The sequence below is a fragment of the Aneurinibacillus tyrosinisolvens genome (assembly GCF_001015055.1).
GTDB lineage: Bacteria > Bacillota > Bacilli > Aneurinibacillales > Aneurinibacillaceae > Aneurinibacillus_A > Aneurinibacillus_A tyrosinisolvens.
On record NZ_BBWZ01000077.1, the window covers coordinates 1 to 11,342 of the forward strand.

Genomic DNA, 11,342 nt, shown 5'->3' on the forward strand with positions numbered 1-11,342 from the left:
TATCCAATTGAGAAAAGAATCAAAGCCAGCTTTTGTATTTTCAAAGGAAAGAGGGGCGCCAAACTCCATCCCTCTATAGTCTTGCGCACGTGCAACGTGCTTTGATTTAGCGATATCCACACCGACGATTAATGTTTTAGAAGTAATTTGAGCAATCTTTCGATTTTGGTTATAATTCATTGGGAGTCCTCCTCGGCTATCAATTAAGGGTCCTTGCGCTGCAGCTTTGGACACCTCGTATCATACCAAGAGGGCTCTTTTTGGATCAAACCGCAGTTTTCTTTATTACAGGAATGCTGCCCGTTAGCCATCCATACCGCAGGACGCGGCACCACAGATGATGTAAGAAAAATTCGTTCTTACATGGGAGCACAATAACTTTAAATTGAAGGTCATACTAAAAAAGTGGAAAACATACGCTAAGCAGCGTCAGATAACGCTCGTTACGTTAATTAGAAAGACAAGGATAACAGGCAATTGAATTATTTAGTTAGCCATTAAACCTCATAAAAAGATTGGTGAACTTTGCTTGAAGAAGATCTTTTACTGATTGAAGCTGTGCTACTTGTATAAGATTTCCTTGTACTTTAAAATGATCCATTTCTTGGTTGAGCATTTCATTGATTTCATCTAATAATATAATTAAATGTTTATCTTCTTCTTTGAAATGTGAATCTTGATTTCCGTTATCATGTTCCATAAATTTCTTAATCCCTTCCGCATAATATTTAATTCCATACTATGTAAACAAGTAATGACAAGTGTTAGACATGTACCTTTTTTTAGTTGTAATGTCCAATAACTATTAGCTTGAAATAAAAAAAGGGTGAACCAATTGTTCACCCCTTTATAAAACACCCTACACAACACCAAGAAAGAAGCAACTTTTGAATAGAACGTGACTTTTCTATATTATGTTGTTCTTTGTATTCTATGCACTTTTTGTTGGATTGGATGTTAATTACCTTTTACCTGTGGCTCTGGATGTGCTATGTTTTTATTTATATTTTTTCTGTTTTTAACTAATATAGATAATCCCCTCAAGCCTAATTTGATAATGTTCTCCTTCATTTGATACTAAAATGTGATCAGGGAAAACCTCTTCTAATGTTCCTCTAATGGTTTCAACTGGAGTCGCAACGGATATTTCCCTTCCTCTTCGCTGCTGCAAATTATTCAGAAGTTGTTTCGTGAATGTCACAGTATTCCTGGGAATGGATTCTCTTTGTTCAGGTACATATTCAATCTGTTCGGATACAGGATAAACATAACGGTAATAATATGGATGATTCATGTTTACCTCCTTAATTTTTAGCCATGATAGAAATATATGCAGAATATAGGGGGATGAACTAAGGCAAATACCCAAATTGCTTAAGTATCCTTTTATTTTTTATTACATGACCTATATTTTGTTTCTTTAAATGGTTTGGCTGCTATTTGATGACATTAGATATGTAAACACCAAAGAAGCCCTTCTGAGAATGACAGAGAGGTTTCTTTGGTGTTTACAGCAGCATACAACAGCAAACTCAGCGCAAGATTTGCCTTATCAGGTTATTCTAGTTCTACATCTTGGTGCATGAAATCCCAATGATTTTTGATAACCTTTACTATGTAAAGCAAAAGCCGTTTCGCACTAAAACAAACGGCTTTTTTATCCTTTTCTTTGTTTTTTCTTTCTCCCATCAGAGAAACGAGAAAGCGCTTATCAGATGAGAAATGCTCCACCAAAAAAGAGAAGTAAGAACAAGGAGGCTAGCAGAGACAAGGGAAAAGTTAAACGTCTAAGAGGATTAAAACCAACTTGACGGGAGTCTTCTCCCTTTACTTCATACGTAGAAACGGCAAGGATAACATTTTGATGTTCAACGTCGATAATCAATCCATCGTAAATTTTACCTTCTGTCGTCGTTATCCGTACATAACGCTGAAGATGATGTCGACACAATGTAGAATAGTATTCAGCATCCAACTATTTATTTCCTTTCTTTGTGAATACTTATACTCAAACCAAGATAAATAAAAGTGATGGTATAAAGTACACAAAGATAGGTGAACAAGTGTATGGTTGGCTGCCTTTTTTTATCTATTTTTAGCGAGAAAACCCCCACTTCAACGAAACGTAGTGAAGTAAGCGGGGGATGAATCGCTTTTTTTGGTAAAAAAGCGATTGTTTGCGAACGTTCGTTTCTATATAATGGCATCAGGAGGTGAAAAATGTGCCAACACTATCCATTAAATTGCCATTGTTTGAACCTACAAAAACAAAAGAAGAAATGTATGAAACGATGCGTTCACGTTTTTCTTTGGCATGCAATAAAGTTCTTGAGTTGAAAAAGGACAACCCAAAATTAAAAAAATCAGAGATTGACCGATTGTTAAGTGAAATCGAACTTCCTTCTACCTTGCACCAAGAAGCAAGGAAATTGGCGTTGAGTCGCTACCAGGATTGGAAGAAAAACAAGAAAACCAAAGGTTTTCCTTCTTTTAAAGAAAAGATTTCTATTCTCTTTAATAATCAAAATTGGCAACTACGGTTTGATAATGGATATTTGAAAGTCGGAATCCCAACCGTTGAGGAAGGCAATCTCACGATGGATAAATATGTGCCAGTGAAAGTAAATGCCTATTCCCTTTTTTGGGTGAATTACTATTTAACCGGAGAAATGGATAAGGAAAGTAAATACTTTCAATCTGCTTTTGAAGAGATTTCTAAGGCAAAAAAAGGGAGTGCCCAACTTTACTATAAAAAGGAACACTGGTATTTTTCTTTTTCTCTTTCTTTTGAGTTAAAAGAAAAGAATAAAGCAGAAAAATCCATTGGCGTAGATCGCGGATTACGATTAGTAGCCGTTGCTGGTAATCCCGAAACTGGAAAGTACATCACTTTTAATGGGAAACAGATGGGTCATATTCGAAGGAAGTTTTCACGCCTTCGGCATAAACTTCAAAAAGCGAAAAATACAAAGGCTTTAAAACAACTAGAGGATAAAGAACAACGTATTAATAAATACTGGAATCATGTAATTTCCAAACGAATGGTTGAATTTGCATTAGAATGTGGAGCTTCGATGATTAAAATTGAGGACCTATCAGGCATTCGTTCCATGAAAAAGTTTTGGAAGCGCTCTGACAGGAACGTAAACTCATGGGCATTCTATGACTTAGAGTCGAAATTAACCTATAAAGCCATGTTAGCCGAGCTATCAGTGCAAAAAGTGAATCCATATAAAACCTCCCAAGAATGCTCAAAATGCCATACCATTAAAAAATCAAACCGTCGAAAAGACGTATACAAATGCTCTTCTTGTGGACATAAAGAAAATGCAGATATCAACGCATCTTTCAACATTGCAAGCAGACCATCCATTGTCAACGAAGACAACCCCGCAGCGTAAGCTGCTGTGCGAAGCTCGATACTTCTCATAAGGCACCTGACTGTGCTGTACACCTAGCTGATGACGTTCTACCCGTCGCATCACGACCTACTTCTAGGACGGGACTGAATCGAGGTAACGGTAACTGATAATCCTATCTACCGAAGGTAGACGTGGGAATCCCCCACCTCTAAATGGAGTGTAGGTGAGGGAGGATGTCAAGCAACGTCTGATAACTATCATTATGATAAATCAGTTAAACACCAAAACCTGAAATTCGGTCAAAATCATCCGTTTTTGGGTTTTTCATGTTTGGGAAATAGTAAAATAATTCTTGTTTTTTAGAAATATGCTCTGTTTTTCGCAGGATTGCTCCGTTTTTCCACATGTTTTAGTCTATATTTTTCACGTTTTGTTAATATGAACCCAGTTAAATTGTACTGTAAACTTTACTCTACTAACTACGCTATACTCCCTCTATGATAAAACGCATATCTCATGTTTTATCTTGTTTTCTCTTGTTTTCTCAGGATTTCGGAGTTATTCAGGTTTAGTAGATGTTTACTCATTGGAATGAGGAGGAAGTAAAGGATATTTTTAGAGCTAGAGGGCAAAAAAGTCATACCTACCTAGCCACTTCCATCCAAAAAGTGGATATTAAGTTAACCTATAGTTGCACTTATGGATGTCCACGTTTCTCATGGAGGTCAACCCTCCCATGTCTCACAGAGTCTTCGCTCCTAAATTCCTTCGTCCAACCTTTCCATGAGGTGGATGTCAGTGATGCTGCCCGACAGGGTCATTGCCCGTAGTAATACTGACTAATCTGTGCTTCAAATGTTTACTATATCTTTCAAATTTCCATACACCTGATTAACTCCCAGAAAACAAATGATTACGCTGCACTCTTCACGAGTGCCATATGAGGAATATCCCCTAACATTCTTTCTTTACTTAACTCTCACTATTTTTTACCAACGATAAACAAGATACGTATCAATTTTTAACACAATAAATAAAATTTATTTTGATTACTTAACGTTGGTCATTTTATATCCCCATAGGACACGCTTTATCGGGGAACCACAGACAATGACGAAAAATGTAAAAACATTCTACTTTATAGTTTAATATAAACCTTGCTATACTATTCTTTGTTACCATTTATTAACCATTATAAAAACGAAGCGGGGATTCATAATGGCATCTTATGAAAGTAAAAGATGTACCTCTTGTAACAGAAAATTTGAATGGCTTGGTGTAGAACGAGAATTTAATGAGATTCGTGAACTCGAAGTGACTTGCCCTCGTTGTGGAACCGTCCACAAAATTTTATCTCAATACCATGTAACACAGGTACGGAAATCGCTATAGAGGAGCGGGTGACTGCTCTTTTTTATTTAATGGGTTAATTGTCGACGTGAATCGTGATAACATTATGCTTGCCATTTCTATGCATGAAGTCAAGGGAGAATATTCCCGCCGGATTGGTTTTGATCCTCTTAGACGTTTAACACTCCCCTTATCTTTGCCAGCCTTCTTGTTTTTACTTACCTTTTTTGATGAGGCCTTTTCATCTGGTAGTTGCTTTCTTGTTCCGTGACCAGATTTTATTTCACTCTGCATTGTGGAAAATAACTCCTAGTGTATATCTAGTTCCAGAATGAATAGTTGAGACCCCATGACGCATCTTGACGCGATAATAACCTCGTTTTCCATGGGAGGGCTTGAAATTGGTTGGGAATACAAGGCCCTCCCCTTGTTTTAATGTAATAACAAATCCTCTAGATTGGGCTCTCGGTCTTTGTTCCACAAGCAAAAACTCTCCGCCTGTAAAGTCGTTTTCGTTACTCAATAAGAAAACGACTTGGAATGGAAAATATTTATCACCATATAAATCTTGATGAAGACAATTATACCCCCCTTCCTCATATCGAAGAATTAAAGGAGTGGGTTTCGTTTGATTTGAACCTGCACATTCTAATAAAAAGTCTTCTAAATTTAACGGGTATCTTACTCCCGTTTTAAGTGACTCACTCCAGCTATTTGCAACTTCTGCAAGATTGGGGTACATCCCCTTTCTAAGCTCCTCTATTATTGGTGGCAAAGGGTCACCATAGTACTTGTACTCTCCGTCCCCAAAACGATAATGAGACATGTTGATTTGGTTTCTATATAGTTCATCCTTCTGATATAAATGGATTAATTGATTACATTCGATTTTATTAAGCAAAGGTGCTGTAATTACAAATCCTTTATCATTGATTTCTTCCTTTAACTTCATCCAATTTAAATTAGAAATCCGACTGGGAATATCCATTTTTTCAAATCTCCTTATTGTTGAACGATTGGATATAAAAATTAGGCAAAATGAATCAAGCAATTGCTTTGATTTAAGATGCTAAACGCAATTGCAAAGTTACGACTACTGCAGCTGTTCAGGTGGAGGATTACGGTGTCCTTTATTCTCTACTTCAGTAAAGATATTTTCTTGTGGTTCCTGTGGTTTGGTTTGATTGAAATTTCGACCATTCGGTAATCGTTTTTCAATAAGCTCCATAAGATTTTGAATGTCTTTTTTTGTGGCCGCTTGCTTTTCCGGTTTTAATTGATATCCTAATTGTCCGTTAACCTCCAACGTGGCCGATTGTACATCATCAACCTTTGCAACTCCAACCTGACGCAGTCTAGACTCTAATTTATCTACCGTTAAGCGGATCTTGCTTAAGTTTTTTACATTTATCTTTCCATTTTCAATGATGGTAACCGCCTGACCAGAAATCAGGGTTTCAAGCCTATCCGATTTTAACTGAATATATTCTGACGCAAGCAATACAAGAATTAACACTGCTGCTACCACGAATGTAACCCAGAGTCCTTTCCCTGCCACAGGTTGAATAAGCAAAGTACCAAGAGCGATCATAATGACCGTTTCCGGCATTGTCATCTGTGAAAGGGTTTTTCGCCCACCAATTCGCAGTAAAAAGACACCGACAAGAAATATTAGGACCGTTTGCCAAATCAAGTTTAAACTCATTTGAATCTCCTTTTTTATTTACCATTATGGGAAATGAAAAGGATTCTTTATACATTCGACAGGAAAGCAAACGTACGGTTAAAGAATGAAAAAGAGAGGTAAGGAGAAAGGGAATAACATATTGTTCAATTATCGTCAGCGTTGTAATAGGAGGTAAAAAATATAAACACAAAAGTTGTAGCCGTATTTACTACAGTACAAGAGGCAATTGAAGCCATTCAAGGCTTAAAACAGCGTGGATACAATAAAAAGAACATTATTATCAGGTGCCACCATAGGCGTTGGAGCGGGCATATTAACTGGCGGGCTAATGGGAGCAGGTATCTCAGAAGATGAAGCTGTTATATACGCCTTCTTATCTAAATGAGGGAAAAGTTCTCCTACTTGTAGATTCTGATGCCACAAGCAGCACAGATGTCCGTGATACTTTACGTGAGAACAACTCGATTAAAACGGCTAGCTATAAAGTTATGAGTGAAAATACGTTGGATAAGAATCAATAAAAAAACAGTTGCAAATCCACACACTTGCTAAGCTCACTTGCATCATACAATACCAATAATTTAAGTAGCAGGAGATATAGTATGTATAAAAAATTTAAACTTCTAGTATTTGTACTCCTTTTATTGTTTATTCCTTTAGGGTGCTCAAGCAATGAAAAAACAGAAGTGTCTACCTCGTCAACTTCTGCTTCCGGTCAAAAAGTAGAACTTATGGTCTCGGCAGCCGCAAGCTTAATGGATGTACTAAAAGAAGTTAAAGCTTCATTTGAACAGGACCATCCAGACATTAGGTTAACCTACAGCTTCGGAAGTTCGGGCAAATTGGCCCAACAAATAGAACAGGGAGCCCCTGCGGATGTTTTCCTTTCTGCCAGTGAGAAATACATGGATCAACTTGAAGAAAAAAATTTAATCCTGCAGGGTTCTCGTGTCGATTTCGCAAAAAATGAACTTGTTCTTATTACAAACAAAGAGAGTTCGCTCAACATTCCATCGTTTGAAAGTATTCAGCCAAAAAAAGTGAAGCAGGTGGCCATCGGAGAACCTGAAAGTGTCCCAGCTGGAAGATATACAAAAGAAGTATTTGAAAAACTAAACTTGTGGGACAAACTGCAAAGCAAATTTGTTTTAGGGAATAATGTACGACAAGTTCTTACGTATGTAGAATCAAATAATGCTGAATTAGGAGTGGTATATGCCAGCGACGCGCTTATCTCGCAAAAGGTAAAGGTATTGGCCACTGCAAACTCTCAATTACATAAACCGATTGTTTATCCAGAGGCAATTATTGCGAGTTCTCAGCATCCTAATGAGGGAAATTTGTTTATTTCTTATTTATCTAGTGAAAAAGGAAAAGCAATTTTAAAGAAATATGGTTTTGAATAGAGCATAATTCCCCTTATTTTTTGGTAGGTGTTTTTGTTACAATAGTTATATCCAGCTTGTATTCGGTATAATAAGGACCTGAAAAAAGATCCATGCCCCCTATGGATCTTTTTTCTGTTCAAACCTTCTTTCCGATTGCGATGGCACAATCTAGAAGAAAACAGCTTAAAATATATAGAACAAAAAACAAAAAGTAAGAGGGAATAAAAATGAATCAAAAAAGACATATGTATAGCGAGCCCTTCATTATGTTCGCTGCTCTTTTTCGTTGGTTTATACTGGCTTCGTTAACAGGAATTATTGTAGGAACTACTACCAGCCTGTTTTTGAACTTATTACAATATGCTTCGGATAAAACCTCTCATCTTCCTTTTCTTATCCAATTCATTCTTCTCCCCCTTGGAGGGCTTATTACAGGTTTATTAATTCGCTATGGGGCTCCGGACGCTGCCGGCCATGGCACGGAAGCCGTAATTATGGCTGTACATGAACAAAACGGAAAAATTAATGCAAAAGTAGCCCCTATTAAAGCGCTGGCCACAATCGTTACTCTTGCTTGCGGCGGATCAGCCGGCAAAGAAGGGCCATGCGCACAAATCGGTGGAGCAATGGCCTCCTCATTCGCTGATATTATCCGGTTAAACGAACAAGACCGCAAAAAATTGGTCATTTGTGGAATTAGCGCTGGGTTTGCAAGTGTATTTGGCACTCCGCTTGCAGGGGCTATCTTCGGAATCGAAGTTCTAGCGATTGGTGGTTTAATGTATGAAATGATTCTCCCTTGTTTTATTTCCGGAATCACCTCGTATGAGATTAGCCAAAGTTTAGGGATTTCTTATACATATTTTCCCTTTACTCATAATACCCCCTTCTCCGAAATCCTTTTTATTAAAATGATTGGAATCGGTCTTTTATGTGGTGTTATTTCATGGATTTTCATTGAGATATTCGAGTGGTTTCAGAAAACCTTCCGCTTACTTGAAAATTATCTGAAGTGGAAACCAGCGTTACCTATGATTGGAGGATTCCTTTTATCCTTCATGATTTTATTTATTCCAACTGATTACCTGGGGCTAAGCATTCCTCTATTGGATACGGCATTAGAGGGTCATTCTGTTTCTTATCTAGCGTTCTTTTGGAAAATCCTTTTTGTTGCGATTACTCTTGCTTCCGGCTTTAGCGGTGGAATTGTAACCCCGCTCTTTGTCATTGGAGCAACCGCGGGTAATGCGTTGGGGCACCTGTTTCACATTAATCCAGCGCTAGGGGCTGCAGTTGGCATGGTAGCCGTTGTTGCATCTGGATCTAACACGCCAATCTCTGCATTTGTTATGGGTGTGGAATTGTTTGGAGGCGATGTCGGTATTTTTCTATTTACCACGAGTGTAGTAGCCTATATGATAATAGGACATCGAAGTGTATATCCAAGCCAAATGGTCTCAAGTGGGAAGTCTTCCTGGATCCATATCGAGAAAAACATTTCGCTCGAACAAGAAACCAATATTCACATTTCATATGCCCTATTAAGAAAACTGAAGCGAAAAAAATTAAAAAAAGAGGAGCCAGTAATGCCTCCCCAGAAAACAAGTTAGCTTGTTCCGTTATTCTCAAAATTCAATTGCCGTTAGATGGGCTTTTTAGTATAGCAGAATTGTATGGTTTATCTGTTGGACCTAAACCAACGTACTTATCATAAATGTCGAAAATAGCACGAGCAATCCGTCCTGCGGATGATGCACCATATCCTCCTTCCGGTACAACGACCGCAACGGCTAACTTTGGATTATTGGCTGGCGCGTAAGAAATAAAAACCCCATTGTTAACCTGGCTATACTTGTGCCAGTTTACCTTCTTCGAAAAATCAATGGAATCTGGCACGTAAATATCCTGTTGGGAGGTTCCTGTTTTGGCAGCAATCTGATAAGGAAAACCAGCAAATACACCTGCGGCTGTTCCTCCCGGTTGAGTAACCATAACCATTCCTTCCCGAACAGTATTCCAATAAGATTGAGGCTCTGTTAACGTGCTTAAAATTTCTGATTTGAATGAGCGTACTACTTTGTTCTCCCTATCTGTAATACGCTCAACAAGCTGAGGCCGTAAACGAACTCCATTATTGGCAAGGGTTGCAGTGTATTGAGCAAGCTGCATCGCAGTATAACGCCCCTGTTGCCCAAAGGAGGATTGAACCATAGCTGCTAATGGTCCATACTTTGCATTCATTACCAAGAAATCTTCAGTTCCCGCATATTCCCCTGGCAAATCGATCCTGGTTTTTATACCAAGACCGAAGGCGTGCAAGTAATTTTGTAGAAGAGGAATCGAATTCTTCTTATTCTTCTGGGCTAACCTGTCACCAACCATGGCCATATACGTATTGGATGAATATTTAAGGGCCAGCCGTGGATCCATCACTCCATAGTTATGGTGGCTGTCATTATGAATGACATCTGAAGTGCCACCATACCGGTACGCTCCAGGGTCAGACCAGTATTCTCTTGGATGGATGACGCCCTCAGACAATCCCATCAATATCGTAGAAGGCTTTATAGCTGACCCCGCTGGAACAATAGAAGAAGGATGTTTGTAATTTTCCTTAATCGCTGCTTTCCCCGTTTTCGGGCGTACATCATGCGGCGCACTGCGGATGGTACCGTTTGTAAAAGAATATTGATTCTTATTGTACGTTTCTTGGTCAAGCCCTGATACCCAAATATTCGGATTATATTCGGGATAACTGACCATAGCAACCACTTTTCCAGTTTTCACTTCCATGGCTACAGCATACGCATTCTTTGCATTAGAAGCATTTCGGCTAGTTGCACGCAGGGTCGGTAGAAAGTTTTTTATAAAGTCCCTCGTTTCCAACTGTACACGCTGATCAATGGTAAGATACAAATTATCCCCTTGTTTTGGAGGTACTTCTTGAATCTTTCTTATGATGCTCTGATTCGCTGCTACCTCATATTTACGATACCCATTTTCTCCTCGCAGCTGTTCTTCATATGTACGTTCAATTCCATCATAACCAATCATTTGATCCGGTAAATAGAGTTCTTTATGAGAACGGTAATATTCATTGCCTTCATTATCCGCCACGTTGAATGGACGAACGTAACCAATGGCCTGTACTGCTACCTGTTTTGGATCATAAACACGAACAGGTTGAGTTAAAACATCGATGCTAGTAAACTCAGTACGATGTGCCGCCAGATAAGCAATTTCTTTTTGTGATAAATCATACTTTAAATCTGGCTCAACACCATAAAATGTCCTTGCTTTTATTAATAAATAGAAAAACATCTGTATATCTGCTATGTTGAAAGTGCGAACAACCAACAAAGCGAGGTTATACAGATGCCCTTTCAGTATATCAATTCTTTACTCCAGATACCAGAATTAGAAGTGAAGGATCTGCATATAGACAATGAGGAGTTTATTATGGAAGTGGAACCGACGGTTCCTGTTCAGCCATGCCCCTATTGTCAGTCTCTTTCCGTGACTCTTCGGGGGATTTCTTATGAACGCAAAGTAAGG

General features: G+C 38.4%; 8 protein-coding genes and 2 pseudogenes. 4 read left to right on the forward strand and 6 right to left on the reverse strand.

Annotated elements, in window-relative coordinates; translation table 11 throughout:
* From MBEAL2_RS27505 to MBEAL2_RS27515, 3 genes and pseudogenes are all read right to left on the reverse strand, one after another.
* Positions 1-180, reverse strand: a pseudogene (locus MBEAL2_RS27505) (IS110 family transposase); the annotation flags it as partial.
* Positions 181-490: 310 nt separating this feature from the next.
* Complete coding sequence (locus MBEAL2_RS27510) at positions 491-700, reverse strand: hypothetical protein (protein ID WP_047155398.1); 210 nt, start codon at positions 698-700, stop codon at positions 491-493.
* A 318-nt stretch (positions 701-1,018) separates the two neighbouring features.
* On the reverse strand, positions 1,019-1,294 hold the full coding sequence (locus tag MBEAL2_RS27515) for a DUF2642 domain-containing protein (protein ID WP_047155399.1): 276 nt from the start codon (positions 1,292-1,294) through the stop codon (positions 1,019-1,021).
* Positions 1,295-2,222: 928 nt separating this feature from the next.
* Between MBEAL2_RS27515 and MBEAL2_RS27520 the strand changes: the two genes are divergently transcribed.
* A complete protein-coding gene (locus MBEAL2_RS27520; protein WP_047155400.1) occupies positions 2,223-3,401 on the forward strand; it encodes an RNA-guided endonuclease InsQ/TnpB family protein in 1,179 nt (392 codons plus the stop codon).
* A gap of 1,594 nt (positions 3,402-4,995) precedes the next feature.
* Here MBEAL2_RS27520 and MBEAL2_RS27530 read toward each other — a convergent pair.
* Both MBEAL2_RS27530 and MBEAL2_RS27535 read right to left on the reverse strand, forming a co-directional pair.
* Positions 4,996-5,700, reverse strand: coding sequence for a 2OG-Fe(II) oxygenase (locus MBEAL2_RS27530; protein WP_047155402.1), 705 nt, complete (start codon positions 5,698-5,700; stop codon positions 4,996-4,998).
* A 105-nt stretch (positions 5,701-5,805) separates the two neighbouring features.
* Entirely contained in the window at positions 5,806-6,417 is a 612-nt protein-coding gene (locus MBEAL2_RS27535) for a DUF421 domain-containing protein (protein ID WP_047155403.1), read from the reverse strand.
* A 584-nt stretch (positions 6,418-7,001) separates the two neighbouring features.
* Between MBEAL2_RS27535 and modA the strand changes: the two genes are divergently transcribed.
* Positions 7,002-7,805: a molybdate ABC transporter substrate-binding protein gene (gene modA, locus MBEAL2_RS27540; RefSeq protein ID WP_047155404.1), complete on the forward strand. Its 804-nt coding sequence runs from the start codon at positions 7,002-7,004 to the stop codon at positions 7,803-7,805.
* A gap of 209 nt (positions 7,806-8,014) precedes the next feature.
* Complete coding sequence (locus MBEAL2_RS27545) at positions 8,015-9,397, forward strand: chloride channel protein (RefSeq protein WP_052948067.1); 1,383 nt, start codon at positions 8,015-8,017, stop codon at positions 9,395-9,397.
* A 22-nt stretch (positions 9,398-9,419) separates the two neighbouring features.
* Here MBEAL2_RS27545 and MBEAL2_RS27550 read toward each other — a convergent pair whose 3' ends face one another.
* Positions 9,420-11,108: a peptidoglycan D,D-transpeptidase FtsI family protein gene (locus MBEAL2_RS27550; protein WP_052948068.1), complete on the reverse strand. Its 1,689-nt coding sequence runs from the start codon at positions 11,106-11,108 to the stop codon at positions 9,420-9,422.
* Positions 11,109-11,162: 54 nt separating this feature from the next.
* Here MBEAL2_RS27550 and MBEAL2_RS31465 point away from each other — a divergent pair.
* Positions 11,163-11,342, forward strand: a pseudogene (locus tag MBEAL2_RS31465) (ISL3 family transposase); the annotation flags it as partial.

Coding starts and splice junctions, on each gene's coding strand:
- MBEAL2_RS27510 (WP_047155398.1), bottom strand. CDS start 700: ATGGAACATGATAACGGAAATCAAGATTCACATTTCAAAGAAGAAGAT.
- modA (WP_047155404.1), top strand. CDS start 7,002: ATGTATAAAAAATTTAAACTTCTAGTATTTGTACTCCTTTTATTGTTT.
- MBEAL2_RS27515 (WP_047155399.1), bottom strand. CDS start 1,294: ATGAATCATCCATATTATTACCGTTATGTTTATCCTGTATCCGAACAG.
- MBEAL2_RS27545 (WP_052948067.1), top strand. CDS start 8,015: ATGAATCAAAAAAGACATATGTATAGCGAGCCCTTCATTATGTTCGCT.
- MBEAL2_RS27530 (WP_047155402.1), bottom strand. CDS start 5,700: ATGGATATTCCCAGTCGGATTTCTAATTTAAATTGGATGAAGTTAAAG.
- MBEAL2_RS27550 (WP_052948068.1), bottom strand. CDS start 11,108: ATGTTTTTCTATTTATTAATAAAAGCAAGGACATTTTATGGTGTTGAG.
- MBEAL2_RS27535 (WP_047155403.1), bottom strand. CDS start 6,417: ATGAGTTTAAACTTGATTTGGCAAACGGTCCTAATATTTCTTGTCGGT.